Source organism: Aurantivibrio plasticivorans, from assembly GCF_055392955.1.
In genome coordinates this window covers 2,893,024-2,911,083 of the sequence record NZ_AP036020.1, presented here as the reverse complement: position 1 = coordinate 2,911,083, position 18,060 = coordinate 2,893,024, and the positions used below count along the sequence as shown (strand labels likewise).

Genomic DNA, 18,060 nt, shown 5'->3' with positions numbered 1-18,060 from the left:
AGGAGGGGAAACCCTTAAGCTGTTTTAATTTAGGTGCTATTTGCCGTAGTTAGAACGTCCTACGCAGATGGTGAGACCCAATTCAGACTATTTCTTCTTAGAGAAAGGCTGGATTAGATCACCGGAAACGTTTGGCGCAAACTTTCTATATAGAGAATTAGCGTTAAACAGATAAGTGTGAATTTAGCGGTTTGTAGTTTGAATTGCTAAATCTTATCCAGGAGAACTTTCGTGGCATTAAGACTCGAAGACAAAAAAGCGATTGTCGCTGAAGTTAACGAGACTGCAACTAATGCACTGTCACTCGTGATCGCCGATTCACGCGGTGTGAACGTGACAGACATGACTGCTCTTAGAAAACTGGCACGTGAAAACAACGTACGTCTACAGGTGGTTCGCAACACGCTTGCGAAGCGCGCAGTTGAAGGTACCGAGTTTGAATGTGTTCAAGAGGCCCTAGTTGGCCCGTCAATCTTCGGATTTTCTATGGAAGATCCAGGTGCGGCGGCTCGAATCTTCAAAGACTTTGCGAAAGAAAACGAAGCGTTTGAGGTTAAAGCTCTTTCAGTAGGTGGTAAGTTACTAGACGCTGGTCAAATTGACGCATTGGCGAAATTGCCAACTCGCGATCAAGCGCTTGCTATGTTGGCTGCAACTTTGATTGCACCAGTAACCAAGCTGGCCCGAACTTTCAACGAAGTTCCGTCAAAAGTTACCCGAGCAGTTGCGGCGGTCCGCGACAAAAAACAAGACGAAGCAGCTTAATTACGCCGTTTTTTCTTATACGTAAACCTTTTAAATTATCTGGAGACCTAAACCATGGCTCTATCTAAAGAAGATATCTTGAATGCTATTGCTGAAATGTCAGTAATGGACGTTGTTGAACTTGTTGAAGCAATGGAAGAAAAATTCGGTGTTTCTGCAGCTGCTGCTGTAGCTGTTGCAGCTCCTGCTGCTGGTGGTGACGCTGGCGGTGCTGCTGAAGAGAAAACTGAATTCGACATCGTTTTGACTGGCGCAGGCGACAAGAAAGTAAACGTTATTAAAGCTGTTCGTGGCATCACTGGTCTTGGCTTGAAAGAAGCTAAAGAATTGGTTGATGGCGCGCCTTCTACTCTTAAAGAAGCAGTTAGCAAAGAAGAAGCAGAAGCAGCTAAGAAAGACCTTGAAGAAGCAGGAGCGTCAGTCGAGCTTAAGTAATTTGGCTCTGCTAGATGCTAGCATCTTCAAGCAAGGAACCGGGTCGACGGGCTTATGCTCGTCGGCCCTTTCCTGTTTGTAACAATTAAAGAAGGCCTAGTGCTTTCTTATATGAAGTCCTCAGAATGAGGCGTGGTGACCGATTATTAGGTCTCCTGATGTAAATGGCAGCTCGTCACTATAGCGTTGCTTTATTACACAAAATCGACAATTTGAAATTCTACCCACACAGTGAACAAGCTGGGGAATGCTGATGGCTTACTCATACACTGAGAAAAAACGTATCCGCAAGGACTTTGGAAAATTTCAGGACGTAATGGATGTCCCTTATCTCCTGGCAATTCAGTTAGATTCCTATCAAAAATTTACGCAGGCAGGTATCTCGCCGGAAGAGCGCTTTGATATTGGCCTGCAGGCAGCATTTAAATCTGTTTTCCCCATCGTTAGCTACTCAGGGAATGCAGCATTAGAGTATGTGAGTTACGTTCTTGGTAAGCCCGCATTTGATGTTAGTGAGTGTGTGTTGCGTGGTGCTACCTTCGCAGTTCCTTTGCGCGTCAAAGTTCGCTTGATTATTTACGATAAAGAGTCGGCGAATAAAGCGATCAAAGACATCAAAGAACAAGAAGTGTACATGGGTGAAATTCCGCTCATGACAGAAAACGGTACGTTTGTAATCAACGGAACCGAGCGTGTGATTGTGTCTCAATTGCACCGTTCTCCTGGTGTGTTCTTCGATCACGACAAGGGTAAAACTCATTCTTCAGGTAAGTTGCTGTATTCTGCACGTGTTATTCCTTACCGTGGCTCATGGTTAGATTTCGAATTTGATCCGAAAGATCTTGTCTATGTGCGTATCGATCGTCGCCGCAAGTTGCCTGCGACTATTCTTTTGCGTGCTATCGGTTATGAGTCTGAAGAAATACTCGAAATGTTCTTTGAGACCAGTCTTTTCAATATTGGAGAAGATGGTCAAATTAGTCTTGAGCTGGAACCTGCTCGTTTGCGTGGTGAAGTTGCGACTTTCGATATTAAAGACACCAAAGGTAAAGTCATTGTTGAGGAAGGTCGACGTATTACGGCACGCCATATCCAAAAGATGGAGTCGGCAAACCTTGACCAGTTGGAAGTCCCTTCTGATTATTTGATTGGTAAATCATTAGCGAAGAACGTTGTAGATACCGCGTCTGGCGAAATCCTTTTCGAATGTAATACAGAAATTACAGAAGAGGTGATGAGTAAGCTGATCGAGATTGGTGTGAATCAACTTGAAACGTTGTACACCAACGAGTTAGATCGCGGTCCATTCGTTTCAGATACTCTGCGTGCGGACCCTACGCGCACTCAGCTTGAGGCGTTGGTAGAAATCTATCGCATGATGCGTCCTGGTGAGCCACCGACCAAAGAATCAGCAGAGGCACTATTCCAAAACTTATTCTTTAGTTCTGTCCGCTACGACCTGTCAGCGGTTGGTCGTATGAAATTCAATCGCCGTCTAGGCATTGAAGGTGAAACCGGTGAAGGCACGCTATCGAAAGAAGATATCGTTCTTGTATTAAAAACCTTGGTTGAAATTCGTAACGGTAACGGTGTTGTCGATGATATCGACCACCTTGGTAACCGCCGTATTCGTTCTGTTGGTGAAATGGCCGAAAACCAATTCCGCGTTGGTTTGGTTCGTGTTGAGCGCGCTGTTAAAGAGCGTTTGTCGATGGCGGAGTCTGAAGGCTTGATGCCTCAGGATCTCATCAACGCTAAGCCAGTTGCTGCAGCGGTTAAAGAGTTTTTTGGTTCGAGCCAATTGTCTCAGTTTATGGACCAAAACAACCCGCTTTCAGAAGTGACGCACAAGCGTCGTGTGTCTGCACTTGGCCCAGGTGGTTTAACACGTGAGCGTGCCGGCTTTGAGGTACGCGATGTGCATCCAACGCATTACGGTCGTGTATGTCCAATTGAAACTCCTGAAGGTCCAAACATTGGTCTGATTAACTCGTTGGCGACTTATGCTCGCACTAACGATTACGGTTTCCTTGAGTCAGCCTACCGCCGAGTAGTTGATGGCAAAGTAACTGATGAAATCGATTACTTGTCAGCAATTAACGAAGCTGGGTTTGTTATTGCACAGGCTTCAGCGACTGTTGATAAAGATGGCAAGTTGACCGACGAGCTTGTATCAGTGCGTCATCAAAATGAATTTACTTTGAAGTCGCCAGAAGACGTTCAATATATGGACGTTTCACCTCGCCAGGTTGTTTCTGTTGCAGCATCGTTGATTCCATTTTTAGAGCACGATGATGCGAACCGCGCATTGATGGGTTCGAACATGCAACGTCAGGCAGTTCCAACATTGAAGGCTGATAAGCCTGTTGTCGGTACTGGTATGGAGCGCATTGTTGCGCAAGATTCTGGTGTGTGTGTTGTTGCGAAAAACGGTGGCGTAATTGAGCGTGTTGACTCTGGTCGAATCGTTGTTCGTGTAAACGATGATGAAGTTGAGAGCGGTGATGCAGGTGTAGACATCTACAACCTCACTAAGTACACCCGTTCAAACCAGAATACCTGTATTAATCAGCGCCCGATCGTTCGAGTTGGTGATCAAGTATCTCGTGGCGACGTACTTGCTGATGGTCCATCAGTTGATATGGGTGAGTTGGCGCTAGGCCAAAACATGCGTATCGCGTTCATGCCTTGGAATGGTTACAACTTTGAGGATTCGATTCTTGTTTCAGAGCGTGTGGTACAAGAAGATCGTTTCACTACTATCCATATTCAAGAGCTAACCTGTATCGCTCGTGATACCAAGTTAGGTAGCGAAGAAATTACTGCGGATATTCCAAACGTTGGTGAGGGTGCGCTATCGAAGCTAGACGAATCTGGTGTTGTTTACATCGGTGCTGAAGTAGGCCCCGGCGATATCCTTGTTGGTAAGGTGACACCAAAAGGTGAAACTCAATTAACGCCTGAAGAAAAACTGCTTCGCGCAATCTTCGGGGAAAAGGCCTCAGATGTTAAAGACACTTCGCTACGAGTGCCAACAAGTACGCGCGGTACTGTAATTGACGTACAGGTGTTTACGCGCGATGGTCTTGAAAAAGATGCGCGTTCGTTAGCAATTGAAAAAGCGCAATTAGATGAAGTACGTAAAGATCTAAATGAAGAGTACCGTATTGTCGAAGCAGCGACCTTCGAGCGTTTGCAGGCATCATTGATTGGTAACGCTGTACAAAGTGGCGCAGGCTTTAAGAAAGGTCACAAGTTAGCAGCAGAAGATCTTCAAGGTCTTGATAGCGATTCTTGGTTCAAGTTACGCATGTCTGATGATGCGCTTAACGAACAATTGGATCGCGCTTCAGAGCAGTTATCAGAGCGTCGTCGTATCCTCGATGAGAAGTTTGAAGATAAGAAGCGCAAGTTAGCTACTGGTGACGATTTAGCGCCTGGCGTACTGAAAATTGTTAAGTGTTATGTTGCCGTTAAGCGTCGCATCCAGCCTGGTGACAAAATGGCAGGTCGCCACGGTAACAAAGGTGTTATCTCCGTTATCATGCCAATCGAAGATATGCCTCACGACGCAAACGGTGAGCCAGTAGATATCGTTTTGAACCCACTGGGTGTGCCCTCGCGTATGAACGTGGGTCAGATTCTCGAAACTCACTTGGGTATGGCGGCGAAAGGTCTTGGTGTCAAAATTAACAACATGATTCGCGAGCAACGCAAAGTTGCTGAGATACGTGAGTTCTTGGAAGAGATCTACAACCAAACAGGTATCGCTAAAGATAAAGAAGATCTGAAATCGTTCTCCGATGAAGATGTTCTTGAGTTAGCACGCAATTTGACTGGCGGCGTTCCAATGGCAACCCCGGCGTTCGATGGCGCGAAAGAAACCGAGATTAAAGAGCTCTTACGTTTGGCTGATTTGTCCGATACTGGGCAAACGACTTTGTATGATGGCCGCACTGGCGACGAGTTTTCTCGCCCAGTCACCGTTGGTTACATGTATATGCTGAAACTCAATCACTTGGTTGATGACAAAATGCATGCACGTTCAACCGGATCATACAGTTTGGTTACGCAACAGCCATTGGGTGGTAAAGCACAATTCGGTGGTCAACGCTTCGGTGAGATGGAAGTGTGGGCGCTGGAAGCATACGGTGCGGCTTACACCCTGCAAGAAATGCTTACGGTTAAATCCGATGATGTGGCAGGTCGTACGAAGATGTATAAAAACATCGTCGATGGCGATCACCGCATGGAACCCGGTATGCCGGAATCTTTCAACGTATTGGTGAAAGAGATTCGTTCGCTAGGTATCAACATCGAACTAGAGCACGATCAGTAAGCAGCTGTATTGCAGTAACTGAATTAGATTAAACGTCAGTCCGTGGTGGGCGCCAACGCCCACTATGCCAAGCCAAACAGGATTGTCAGACAACACGGCACCTAAGGCATAAGCATCCACTGGAGGAAAGGCCTTGAAAGACTTATTGAACTTACTAAAAGCCCAAGGACAAGTAGAAGAATTCGACTCGATTCGCATTGCACTTGCATCACCAGAGATGGTGCGATCGTGGTCTTTTGGTGAAGTGAAAAAGCCAGAAACCATTAACTATCGTACCTTCAAGCCAGAGCGTGAAGGCTTGTTCTGCGCCAAGATTTTTGGTCCGGTAAAAGATTACGAATGTTTGTGCGGTAAGTACAAGCGCATGAAACATCGCGGCATCATTTGTGAGAAGTGCGGTGTAGAAGTGACCTTGTCTAAAGTTCGCCGTGATCGCATGGGTCACATTGAGTTGGCGAGTCCAGTTGCACACATTTGGTTTTTGAAATCACTACCAAGCCGTATCGGTTTGTTACTTGATATGACTTTGCGCAGCATCGAGCGCGTATTGTATTTCGAATCCTACGTCGTGACCGAGCCTGGTATGACTACGTTGGAAAAAGGCCAGCTCCTGACCGATGAGCAGTATTTCGAGGCTATGGAAGAGTTCGGTGACGAATTCGTAGCGAAAATGGGTGCTGAAGCGATTCAAGATTTGATGAGCGATATTAACCTTGAAAATGAAATCGCGCGTTTACGTGAAGAAATCCCTGCGACCAACAGTGAAACCAAAATTAAAAAGCTTTCTAAGCGCTTGAAGCTTTTAGAAGCTTTCTTCAACTCAGGTAACAAGCCTGAGTGGATGGTGATGGAAGTGCTTCCAGTTCTTCCACCTGATCTTCGTCCATTGGTTCCATTGGACGGTGGCCGCTTCGCGACATCTGACCTTAACGATTTGTATCGTCGAGTGATCAACCGTAACAATCGTTTGAAACGTCTTCTCGATTTGAATGCACCAGACATCATTGTGCGCAACGAAAAACGTATGCTGCAAGAGTCGGTTGATGCGTTGCTTGATAACGGTCGCCGTGGTCGTGCCATTACAGGTTCTAACAAGCGTCCATTGAAGTCGCTTGCCGACATGATTAAAGGTAAGCAAGGTCGCTTCCGTCAAAACTTGCTTGGTAAGCGCGTTGACTACTCTGGTCGTTCTGTAATTGTTGTAGGCCCAACCTTACGTCTACACCAGTGTGGTTTGCCTAAGAAAATGGCGTTGGAGTTGTTCAAGCCGTTTATTTTTAGCAAATTAGAATTACGTGGCTTAGCGACAACCATTAAAGCTGCGAAGAAAATGGTTGAGCGTCAAGAGCCTGTGGTTTGGGATATTCTTGACGAAGTGATTCGCGAGCATCCTGTATTGCTTAACCGTGCACCAACGCTTCACCGTTTGGGTATTCAAGCATTTGAGCCTGTATTGATTGAAGGTAAAGCGATTCAGTTGCACCCATTGGTTTGTGCTGCGTACAACGCGGACTTCGATGGTGACCAAATGGCGGTGCACGTACCATTGACGCTTGAAGCGCAACTTGAAGCGCGTGCGTTAATGATGTCAACAAACAATATTCTTTCACCAGCAAGTGGTGAACCAATTATCGTACCTTCACAGGACGTTGTATTGGGTCTTTATTGGATGACGCGTGAGCGCACCAACGCAAAAGGCGAAGGGATGGCTTTTGCCGATGTTGCTGAAGTATCCCGTGCCTATCACGGTAAGATTGTTGATCTTCAAGCGAGAGTAAAAGTTCGCATCAGTGAAAATGTCATCGGCGAAGATGGTGAAACGACTGCAAATACGTCCATGGTCGACACGACCGTAGGTCGCGTGTTGTTGTGGGACATCGTACCCGAAGGTCTTCCGTTCTCTGCCGTTAACCGGGCAATGGTAAAAAAAGCGATCTCAGAAGTTATTAACTCTTGCTACCGTGTTGTTGGTTTGAAAGCGACTGTTATTTTTGCTGACCAGTTGATGTACATGGGCTACGAATACTCAACTAAATCTGGTTCGTCTATTGGTGTTAACGACTTCACTATCCCCGATGAAAAAGCAGACATTATTAACCAGGCTGAAGAAGAAGTGCTTGAGATTGAAAGCCAATTTGCTTCAGGTTTGGTAACACAGGGCGAAAAATACAACAAAGTTATTGATATCTGGTCGCGCGCAAACGATCTCGTAGCGAAATCGATGATGGAAGGTATCAGTACTGAGTCTGTTATTAACCGTGACGGCGAAGAAGAGAAACAAGCCTCCTTTAACTCGGTATTTATGTATGCCGATTCAGGTGCGCGTGGCTCCCCCGCACAGATTCGTCAGCTTGCCGGTATGCGTGGTTTGATGGCGCGTCCAGATGGTTCGATCATCGAAACGCCGATTACTGCAAACTTCCGTGAAGGCTTGAGCGTAAACGAATACTTTATTTCTACCCACGGTGCTCGTAAAGGTTTGGCGGATACCGCACTCAAAACAGCGAACTCGGGTTATCTAACTCGTCGTTTGGTAGATGTTGCTCAAGATTTGGTTGTTACCGAAGAAGACTGTGGCACAACCGAAGGCTTAACCATGGCGCCTGTTATCGAGGGTGGTGACATCATCGAAACGTTGGGTGATCGTATCCTGGGTCGTGTTGTTGCACAGGATGTAGTGAAACCAGAGTCTGATGAGATCTTGGTGCCTGCTGGTACGATGATCGACGAAGCGTGGGTTAAGCGCATCGAAGAGATGAGTATTGATGAGGTAATCGTTCGTTCACCCATCAGTTGTGAAACTCGCTACGGCATCTGTTCACAATGTTATGGTCGCGATCTGGCTCGCGGGCATATCGTTAACGTTGGTGAAGCTGTTGGTGTTATTGCAGCTCAGTCAATCGGTGAGCCTGGTACGCAGTTAACCATGCGTACCTTCCACATTGGTGGTGCTGCAAGCCGAGCGTCGGCAGCGGATAGCGTTGAAGTGAAACAAGACGGTCGTGTGCGTTTCCACAATGTGAAGCTAGTACGCCGAGCCGATAAAGAGCTTGTTGCTGTGTCTCGTTCTGGTGAGATCTCTGTATCTGATGCATCTGGTCGCGAGCGTGAGCGTTATAAGATTCCTTATGGTGCCGTTATTAGTGTTGAAGATGGCGCAGAGGTTAGCGGTGGTAGCATCGTTGCGAAATGGGATCCGCATACTCACCCAATTATTACCGAAGTGGCAGGTCGTATCTTGTTCTCTGGTATGGAAGAAGGGTTGTCTGTCCGTCGACAAACTGATGAGTTAACGGGTCTTACATCTATTGAGGTTATTGACCCAGCTGAGCGTCCATCTGCAGGTAAAGATCTCAAGCCAACCGTTACGCTGGTTGACGAAAATGGTGAAGAGCTATGTTTGGCTAACACCAATGTACCAGCTCATTACATGTTGCCACCTAAAGCTATCTTGAGCTTGGTGGATGGTGATGACATCGGTGTGGGTGACGTTATTGCACGTATTCCGCAAGAAAGTTCGAAGACTCGCGATATTACGGGTGGTCTACCTCGCGTTGCCGACTTGTTCGAAGCGCGTAAGCCAAAAGAGCCTTCAATTCTTGCAGAAATCACTGGTACCGTTTCGTTCGGTAAAGAAACTAAAGGCAAGCGTCGCTTGGTTATCACACCAACCGATGGTAAGCCATTAGAAGATGGCTCTACACACTACGAAGTCTTGATTCCTAAGCATCGTCAATTGACCGTGTTTGAGGGTGAACAAGTAGTGAAAGGTGAGGTTGTATCGGATGGTCCAAGTAACCCACACGATATTCTTCGCCTACAAGGTATCGAAGCCTTGGCTCGTTACATCACTAACGAAATCCAAGACGTTTACCGCTTACAAGGTGTAAAAATTAACGATAAGCACATTGAGACGATCCTTCGTCAAATGTTGCGTAAGGTTGAAATCACCGACATGGGTGAATCGACCTTCGTTAAAGGTGAGCAAGTGGAATACTCTCGCGCTCTTGAAGAGAACGAGGTTTTGCGAGCCGAAGACAAGTTGCCTGGTAAATACGATCGACTATTGCTCGGTATTACCAAAGCGTCATTGGCGACAGAGTCGTTCATCTCAGCGGCATCGTTCCAGGAGACAACTCGCGTTCTTACCGAAGCAGCAGTTACCGGTAAAGTTGATACCTTGCGCGGCTTGAAAGAGAACGTGGTTGTGGGTCGCTTGATCCCAGCCGGTACTGGTTTGGCTTATCATGCTGAGCGTAAGAAGAAGCGTGAAGCTGAAGTGGTTAGCTCTGAAGGCGTCAGTGCAGAAGACGTCGAAGCGGCTCTCACCGAAGCGCTTAAATCTAGCGCTTCCTAGTATCGCCCATAGCGTATTGTAAATATCTAAGTATTCGGGGTTAGCTGCTTGACTGTGGCTAACCCCCTCTTTACAATGCGCAACCCAATTTTTGTAGGCCGTCTGCTATTTGGGCGGCCATTTTATTTAGAGTGTTCATCTGTAGATGGGCACAACACAGGGTTCTACCATAGACCCAGAGCATTTGGAGACGAGTTAATGGCAACAATTAACCAGTTGGTGCGTAAGCCACGTAAGCGCAAAGTCCAAAAAAGTGACGTACCTGCGCTACAAGGCAACCCACAAAAGCGTGGTGTTTGTACTCGCGTTTACACCACCACACCTAAAAAGCCTAACTCCGCAATGCGTAAAGTTTGCCGTGTGCGCTTAACCAACGGTTATGAAGTCACTTCATACATCGGTGGTGAAGGCCATAACTTGCAAGAGCATAGCGTGGTTTTGATTCGCGGCGGTCGTGTAAAAGATTTGCCAGGTGTGCGTTATCACACTGTACGCGGTAGCTTAGATACCTCAGGTGTTAGCGATCGTAAGCAAGGTCGTTCGAAATACGGTACTAAACGTCCTAAGTAAATAGACTTATTACTTGCCGCTGAGTAGCACTCGTTACTCAGCTTATATTAGTAAGGCTGAGCTCGGTTTTTGAGTCTCAGAATCCCCCTGAAGAGGAAAGAGAAATGCCAAGAAGACGCGTTGTCGCAAAACGTGAAGTGTTGCCTGATCCTAAATTCGGTAACGTTACGCTCGCAAAATTCATGAACATGGTAATGGTTAGCGGTAAAAAATCCGTTGCTGAGCGTATTGTTTATGGTGCACTTGAAATCGTTCAAGAAAAATTAAACAAAGATCCGCTAGAGACTTTCGACGAAGCGCTTGAAAACGTTGCGCCAATCGTTGAGGTTAAGTCCCGTCGCGTGGGTGGTGCTACTTACCAGGTGCCTGTTGAGGTTCGTCCTGCACGTCGTCAAGCGCTTGGTATGCGCTGGTTGGTTGAGTACTCTCGTCAGCGTGGCGAGAAGTCAATGCCTCAACGCCTAGCCGGTGAAATGATTGACGCCGCACAAGGCAAAGGCGGTGCAGTCAAGAAACGTGAAGACGTCCACCGCATGGCAGAAGCCAACAAAATGTTCTCGCATTACCGCTTCTAAGAACATCTTTGTGTGGTATATAAAGGCAGCCTTTACGCTGCCTTTTTCGCATTAAACGTTTTAGCTTTTGTTTTTAATTTCAAATTTCATTGATTCTGGAGATCGCTGTAGTGGCTCGTAAAACTCCACTTGCACGTTATCGCAATATTGGTATTTGTGCCCACGTTGATGCTGGGAAAACAACGACCACTGAGCGTGTTTTGTTTTATACCGGCTTGTCTCACAAAATTGGTGAAGTTCATGATGGTGCTGCCACCATGGATTGGATGGAGCAAGAGCAAGAGCGTGGTATAACCATTACCTCCGCCGCTACGACGTGTTTTTGGCGAGGAATGGATGCGCAGTTCGACGAGCATCGCATTAACATCATTGATACTCCTGGGCACGTTGACTTCACTATCGAGGTAGAGCGTTCATTGCGAGTGCTGGATGGTGCGGTGGTTGTGTTGTGTGGTTCGTCTGGTGTTCAACCGCAAACTGAAACGGTATGGCGTCAAGCAAACAAGTACGAAGTTCCTCGCATGGTGTTCGTCAATAAGATGGATCGTGCGGGTGCTAGCTTTGATATGGTGGTCAAGCAGTTGGGCGAGCGCTTAGGTGCGAATGCTGTTCCGCTGCAGATGACGATTGGGGCTGAGGATGAGTTCAAGGGTGTTGTTGATCTCATTAAAATGAAAGCCATCCTCTGGAATGAAGAGGATATGGGTACCACCTTTGAATATGGTGAGATTCCGGCTGAGCTACAAAAAAAGTGCGAAAAAATGCACGAATACTTGGTGGAAGCTGCGGCAGAAGCCAACGAAGAGTTAATGGAAAAATACCTTGAGGGTGGCGAATTAAGCGAAGCAGAGGTCAAACAAGGTATTCGCATGCGTACACTGGCGAATGAAATTGTGCCTGTGTTAGGTGGTTCGGCCTTTAAGAATAAGGGTGTTCAAGCTGTACTAGACGCTGTGATCGAGTATTTACCTTCGCCGACGGAAGTTAAAGCTATCGAGGGTGTTCTAGAGGACGGAGAAACCGTAGAAACGCGTGAAGCAGACGATAAAGCCCCATTTGCTGCGCTTGCATTTAAAATCGCAACAGATCCATTTGTGGGCACGCTTACCTTTTTCCGCGTTTATTCTGGCGCACTCAACTCTGGTGATGCGGTATACAACCCGGTTAAAGGTAAGAAAGAGCGTATTGGCCGTATGGTGCAGATGCACTCCAATAATCGGGAAGAAATTAAAGAGGTTCTTGCTGGCGACATTGCCGCAGGTATAGGCCTAAAGGATGTCACCACAGGTGATACATTGTGTGCTAGCGGTTCTATTATCACGCTAGAGCGTATGGAATTTCCAGAGCCGGTGATCTCTGTTGCGGTGGAGCCCAAGTCAAAAGCTGATCAAGAAAAAATGGGCGTTGCGTTGGGCAAGTTAGCTCAGGAGGATCCGTCTTTTAGGGTTCGTACCGATGAAGAAACCGGGCAAACTATCATATCGGGTATGGGTGAGCTTCATCTCGATATTCTAGTTGATCGCATGCGTCGAGAGTTTAGCGTCGAAGCGAATATCGGTAAGCCACAGGTTGCTTACCGCGAATGTATTCGTAACACATGTGAAGTCGAAGGCAAGTTTGTGCGTCAATCTGGTGGCCGGGGTCAGTACGGGCATGTGTGGGTTAAGTTCGAGCCTGCAGAAGATTCCGAGGCAGAAGGGCTAGAGTTCGTAAACGAGATCGTCGGTGGTGTTGTACCGAAGGAGTATATTCCTGCTGTTCAAAAGGGTATTGAAGAGCAGATGCAGAATGGTATTTTGGCTGGTTATCCGTTACTTGGTCTTAAAGCAACGTTGTATGATGGCTCGTTCCATGATGTTGACTCCTCTGAGATGGCCTTTAAGATTGCGGCAAGTATGGCAACCAAAAAGTTGGCCGACGTTGGCGGCGCTGTTTTACTTGAGCCGGTGATGAAGGTTGAGGTGGTGACGCCGGAAGAAAATATGGGTGATGTGGTAGGTGACTTGAATCGCCGCCGCGGCTTGATTCTAGGTATGGATGAAAACCCATCGGGTAAAGTTGTTAATGCCGAAGTGCCTCTAGGCGAAATGTTCGGTTATGCGACTGACCTTCGTTCAGCAACCCAAGGGCGAGCTACATTTACCATGGAGTTTGGTAAATATGCGGAAGCCCCTAGCAATATTGCTGATGAAATTCGAGCAAAAAACGGTAGATAAATTTCTAATTAATTATTTTCTAGAGGACCTTTAAAGTGGCAAAAGAAAAGTTTGAACGTAGTAAACCCCACGTAAACGTGGGCACCATTGGACACGTGGATCACGGTAAAACCACGTTGACAGCAGCGCTGACACGCGTGTGTGCAGAAGTGTGGGGCGGTGCTGCCGTTGCGTTTGACGGTATCGATAACGCGCCAGAAGAGAAGGAGCGTGGTATCACTATTTCGACTTCACACGTTGAGTACGACTCGCCGACTCGTCACTACGCGCACGTTGACTGCCCAGGGCACGCCGACTACGTGAAAAACATGATTACTGGTGCTGCTCAAATGGACGGCGCTATCTTGGTATGTTCTGCCGCTGACGGCCCTATGCCTCAAACGCGTGAGCACATCCTATTGTCTCGCCAGGTAGGTGTACCGTTTATCGTTGTATTCCTCAACAAAGCGGACATGGTTGACGACGAAGAATTGCTTGAGTTGGTTGAAATGGAAGTGCGTGAACTTCTTGATCAATACGACTTCCCAGGCGACGACACGCCAATCATCACTGGTTCTGCATTGATGGCGTTGGAAGGTAAAGACGACAACGAAATGGGTACTACGGCTGTTAAGAAGCTAGTAGAGACTCTAGACGAGTACATTCCAGAGCCAGAGCGTGACACTGACAAGCCATTCTTGATGCCGATCGAAGACGTATTCTCGATCTCAGGTCGTGGTACCGTTGTTACTGGTCGTGTTGAGCGCGGCATCATCACCGTCGGTGAAGAAATCGAAATCATTGGTATCAAAGACACCACCAAGACTACCTGTACTGGTGTTGAAATGTTTCGCAAGCTGCTTGACGAAGGTCGTGCAGGTGAGAACGTTGGTGTTCTTCTTCGTGGTACCAAGCGTGAAGACGTTGAGCGTGGCCAAGTATTGGCTAAGCCAGGTTCAATCACCCCGCACACCAAGTTTGAGTGTGAAGTGTATGTATTGAGCAAAGATGAAGGTGGTCGTCATACGCCATTCTTCAAAGGCTACCGTCCACAGTTCTACTTCCGTACCACTGACGTAACCGGTGCGTGTGAATTGCCAGAAGGTACTGAGATGGTAATGCCAGGTGACAACGTCTCAATGACTGTTACCTTGATTGCGCCAATTGCGATGGAAGAAGGTCTGCGTTTTGCGATCCGTGAAGGCGGTCGTACTGTAGGTGCTGGCGTAGTTTCTAAGATCATCGAATAGTCATACAATGTACAGGCTTTCCTCCTAAGGGAGGGGCTTCTGTAAAAAAGGGAGGCGCTGCTTCCCTTTTTTTATGCATTATCGCAGGGCAATGCTCTCGCTTAATCATCAAAAGGTTGTTAGTTATGGATGAAGAATTAAAGACGAATGTGCTTTCACCTGAAATTTGGATGCGGCTCTTGGTAATGGTGTTAATGGTCATCTGTGCCAACGTATCTCTGTGGGTGCTGTGGTTGGTGGCTAGTTTGCAATTTTTGTTTTCGTTGGTGCTCGGCCGTCCAAATGAGAATATCGATGAGTTTTCTACAGGATTGCTTGCTTACTTAAGGCAAATCTTTGAGTTCTTGGTTTTCAAGACAGACGATCGCCCCTTCCCGTTTGCGCCTTTCCCTCGGGATGATGAGGAATAGTCTGTCCCTATGTTAATTGTCAGACTGTATTGAGGGTTGCTACGTAAAGCGTAGTGCCCTCTAATCTACTGATATATCAAGAGATTTCCCTTATCGCCTCTTCTTTTGAATTTATTTCTCTATCTGCTTGACAGCTAATAGGCGTCTCTATAAAATTCCGCCTCCTTTCACCGAGCCCCTCGCGTGAAAGCTCTTTAGACATTGACGATTTGGAGTTGGATACATCATGCAGAATCAGCGTATTCGCATTCGGCTTAAGGCCTTCGATCACAAGCTTATTGATGCTTCTGCGGAGGAGATTGTTGAAACTGCTAAGCGCACTGGCGCGCAGGTTCGCGGTCCAATTCCACTTCCGACGCGTAAAGAGCGCTTTACTGTTCTGATCTCTCCTCACGTTAACAAAGATGCGCGTGATCAATACGAGATTCGTACGCATAAGCGCATGATGGATATTGTTGAGCCTACCGAAAAAACCGTAGACGCGCTGATGAAGCTCGATCTTGCGGCCGGTGTTGAGGTTCAAATCAGCTTAGGTTGATGCCTGGGTTGTTAGTAAGAAGTTTGTAAGACTTTCCGTCTACAAGAATAGGTAGATCAGCTGCACGTAAGATAAGCTGGTGAGCGCTAACCGAAAGGTTGGTAACAGATAAAATAGGTTGTGTAACGCTCTGAAATGGGCGGCCGTAGCGGGTAAGAGCCCCGTGCACTGCGAGGTAATAAAATGACTATCGGTATAGTCGGCCGCAAAAGCGGCATGACACGTATCTTTTTGGATAGCGGTGTCTCCATTCCTGTTTCTGTGGTTGAGGTTTCTCCCAATCGCATCACCCAAGTTAAAACTGAAGAGTCTGACGGCTATAGCGCTGTGCAAGTTGCTATTGGTTCGCGTCGTGCTTCACGTGTTAGTAAGGCGAATGCTGGTCATTATGCAAAAGCGAACACTGAAGCGGGTGCTTCTTTGGTTGAGTTGCGCAACACCTCTGGTGAAGAGTTTGAGGTGGGTGCAGAGTTGACGGCTGAAGCTTTCGAGGCTGGTCAGTACGTTGATGTGACTGGCAGCTCTAAAGGTAAGGGTTTTGCTGGTGGCGTTAAGCGCTGGAATTTCAGTATGCAAGACGCAACTCACGGTAACTCACTTTCGCATCGTGCGCCTGGTTCAATCGGCCAATGTCAAACGCCTGGTCGCGTTTTTAAAGGCAAGAAGATGGCCGGTCACATGGGTGCTGAGCAAGTCACTGTTCAGAATTTAGAAATCGTAAAAGTCGATGCTGAACGCAATCTGATTTTGGTTAAGGGTGCTATCCCTGGTGCGCCAGGCGGTGACGTTATTATTCGTCCTGCTGTAAAAATGCGTAACCGCAAATCAGCTTCAGCTAACGCCTAGGTATCCGAGGGGAATCGACGATGGAATTGAATATCGCAACTGGCGGAACAGTCAGTGTTTCCGAAACAGCGTTTGGGCGAGAGTTTAATCAAGATCTCGTGCATCAAGCGATTGTTGCTTACATGGCTGGTGCTCGTCAGGGTACTAAAGCGCAAAAGAATCGTTCTGCAGTATCTGGCGGTGGCAAAAAGCCATGGCGTCAAAAGGGTACTGGTCGTGCTCGCGCTGGTACCATTCGCAGCCCATTGTGGCGTAGCGGTGGTGTAACGTTTGCTGCTCAGCCGCGTGACCACAAGCAAAAGCTAAACAAGAAAATGTATCGTGCAGCGATGCGTTGCATTGTGTCTGAGTTGAACCGCTTGGAGCGTTTGGTTGTTGTTCAAGACTTCGCGCTTGAATCACCAAAAACTAAGAGCTTAGTGCAAAAGCTTGCAGAGTTTGATTTGAGTAATGTGCTAATCATCGCTGAAGAGGTGACAGAGAATCTGTACTTGGCAGCGCGCAACCTTCACAAAGTTGACGTATCTGATGTAGAAGGTATCGACCCTGTGAGCTTGGTTCGTTTCGACAAAGTATTAGTAACTGTTTCTGCCCTCAAGAAAATTGAGGAGTCGCTAGCATGAACCAAGAACGTCTTTATAAAGTAATTGTTGGTCCAGTGGTTTCTGAGAAAGCGAGCATTGCTGCTGAGCTTGGAAATCAAGTGGTATTTAAAGTAGCTAAAGATGCAGCTAAGCGAGAAATCAAAGCTGCTGTTGAGGCGCTTTTCAAAGTAACCGTTGAAAATGTCCGCGTAGTGAATACCAAAGGTAAAACTAAGCGTACTCGTCACGGTTTGGGCAAGCAAAGCGATACGCGTAAAGCGTATGTGCGTCTTGCTGAAGGGCATGACATCAACTTTGAGTCTTTAGGCTAATAATTAACGGATAGGTATCTTTGCAATGGCTATTGTAAAACGTAAACCCACCTCCGCTGGACGCCGCTTTGTAGTAAGCGTTGTTAATCCAGATTTGCACAAAGGTGCGCCTTATGCGCCTTTGCTTGAGAAGAAAAGCAAAAGTGGTGGCCGTAACAATACTGGTCGTATCACGACTCGTCACGTTGGTGGTGGTCACAAGCAGCATTACCGCAAGATCGATTTCAAGCGCAACAAAGACGGTATCGTCGCGAAAGTTGAGCGTCTTGAGTACGATCCAAACCGCAGTGCGAATATCGCATTGGTTTGTTACTTGGATGGTGAGCGTCGCTACATTATTGCGCCTAAAGGCATTGCAGCTGGCGATCAGATTCAATCAGGTGTTGATGCTCCGATTAAAGTAGGCAATACCTTGCCAATGCGCAACATCCCAGTGGGTAGTACTGTTCACTGTGTTGAGATGAAACCTGCTAAAGGTGCGCAGCTCGCGCGTTCTGCTGGTACCTCTGTACAAATCGTTGCGCGTGAAGGTGACTACGTAACCTTGCGTCTGCGTAGTGGTGAGATGCGTAAAGTGCTTGCCGATTGTCGCGCCACTATGGGTGAAGTATCGAACAGTGAGCATAGCTTGCGTTCTCTAGGTAAGGCTGGTGCGTCGCGCTGGCGTGGTGTTCGCCCAACTGTTCGCGGTGTGGCGATGAACCCGGTAGACCATCCACACGGTGGTGGTGAGGGTCGTACATCAGGTGGTCGTCACCCAGTTAGCCCATGGGGTACGCCAACCAAGGGTTATAAGACTCGTAAGAATAAGCGCACTGATAGCATGATTGTGCGTCGTCGTAACAAGAAGTAATTAGCTGAGCG

General features: G+C 47.2%; 14 protein-coding genes. All 14 read left to right on the top strand.

Annotated features, from left to right (window positions below):
* The first annotated feature begins 231 nt into the window (after nt 1-231).
* On the top strand, nt 232-765 hold the full coding sequence (gene rplJ, locus ACZ5NB_RS13140) for a 50S ribosomal protein L10 (protein ID WP_460234895.1): 534 nt from the start codon (nt 232-234) through the stop codon (nt 763-765).
* A 54-nt stretch (nt 766-819) separates the two neighbouring features.
* Nucleotides 820-1,200, top strand: coding sequence for a 50S ribosomal protein L7/L12 (gene rplL / locus ACZ5NB_RS13135; protein WP_460234896.1), 381 nt, complete (start codon nt 820-822; stop codon nt 1,198-1,200).
* Nucleotides 1,201-1,453: 253 nt separating this feature from the next.
* Nucleotides 1,454-5,539, top strand: a complete 4,086-nt coding sequence (rpoB, locus tag ACZ5NB_RS13130) for a DNA-directed RNA polymerase subunit beta (protein WP_460234897.1) — start codon at nt 1,454-1,456, stop codon at nt 5,537-5,539.
* Nucleotides 5,540-5,672: 133 nt separating this feature from the next.
* Entirely contained in the window at nt 5,673-9,896 is a 4,224-nt protein-coding gene (gene rpoC / locus ACZ5NB_RS13125) for a DNA-directed RNA polymerase subunit beta' (protein WP_460234898.1), read from the top strand.
* A 198-nt stretch (nt 9,897-10,094) separates the two neighbouring features.
* Nucleotides 10,095-10,466: a 30S ribosomal protein S12 gene (gene rpsL, locus ACZ5NB_RS13120; RefSeq protein WP_460234899.1), complete on the top strand. Its 372-nt coding sequence runs from the start codon at nt 10,095-10,097 to the stop codon at nt 10,464-10,466.
* A 104-nt stretch (nt 10,467-10,570) separates the two neighbouring features.
* The gene (rpsG, locus tag ACZ5NB_RS13115) at nt 10,571-11,041 is read left to right on the top strand and encodes a 30S ribosomal protein S7 (RefSeq protein WP_460234900.1); all 471 of its coding nucleotides are present in this window, start codon (nt 10,571-10,573) and stop codon (nt 11,039-11,041) included.
* Nucleotides 11,042-11,151: 110 nt separating this feature from the next.
* Nucleotides 11,152-13,257: an elongation factor G gene (gene fusA / locus ACZ5NB_RS13110; protein ID WP_460234901.1), complete on the top strand. Its 2,106-nt coding sequence runs from the start codon at nt 11,152-11,154 to the stop codon at nt 13,255-13,257.
* Nucleotides 13,258-13,292: 35 nt separating this feature from the next.
* Nucleotides 13,293-14,486: an elongation factor Tu gene (gene tuf, locus ACZ5NB_RS13105; RefSeq protein ID WP_460234902.1), complete on the top strand. Its 1,194-nt coding sequence runs from the start codon at nt 13,293-13,295 to the stop codon at nt 14,484-14,486.
* Between the two features lie 125 nt (nt 14,487-14,611).
* Nucleotides 14,612-14,896 (top strand): DUF4389 domain-containing protein, encoded by a 285-nt coding sequence (locus tag ACZ5NB_RS13100; protein ID WP_460234903.1) that lies wholly within the window; start codon nt 14,612-14,614, stop codon nt 14,894-14,896.
* Between the two features lie 226 nt (nt 14,897-15,122).
* Nucleotides 15,123-15,434 carry a 30S ribosomal protein S10 gene (rpsJ, locus tag ACZ5NB_RS13095; RefSeq protein ID WP_460234904.1) on the top strand — a complete coding sequence of 104 codons (312 nt, stop codon included), beginning with the start codon at nt 15,123-15,125 and terminating at the stop codon, nt 15,432-15,434.
* Nucleotides 15,435-15,617: 183 nt separating this feature from the next.
* Complete coding sequence (gene rplC, locus ACZ5NB_RS13090; RefSeq protein ID WP_460234905.1) at nt 15,618-16,280, top strand: 50S ribosomal protein L3; 663 nt, start codon at nt 15,618-15,620, stop codon at nt 16,278-16,280.
* 20 nt (nt 16,281-16,300) lie between these two features.
* Entirely contained in the window at nt 16,301-16,903 is a 603-nt protein-coding gene (rplD, locus tag ACZ5NB_RS13085) for a 50S ribosomal protein L4 (RefSeq protein WP_460234906.1), read from the top strand.
* Complete coding sequence (gene rplW / locus ACZ5NB_RS13080; protein WP_460234907.1) at nt 16,900-17,196, top strand: 50S ribosomal protein L23; 297 nt, start codon at nt 16,900-16,902, stop codon at nt 17,194-17,196. Before rplD ends, rplW begins: the two co-directional genes overlap by 4 nt.
* A 25-nt stretch (nt 17,197-17,221) precedes the next feature.
* Nucleotides 17,222-18,049: a 50S ribosomal protein L2 gene (rplB, locus tag ACZ5NB_RS13075; protein ID WP_460234908.1), complete on the top strand. Its 828-nt coding sequence runs from the start codon at nt 17,222-17,224 to the stop codon at nt 18,047-18,049.
* The last annotated feature ends 11 nt before the right edge of the window (nt 18,050-18,060 follow it).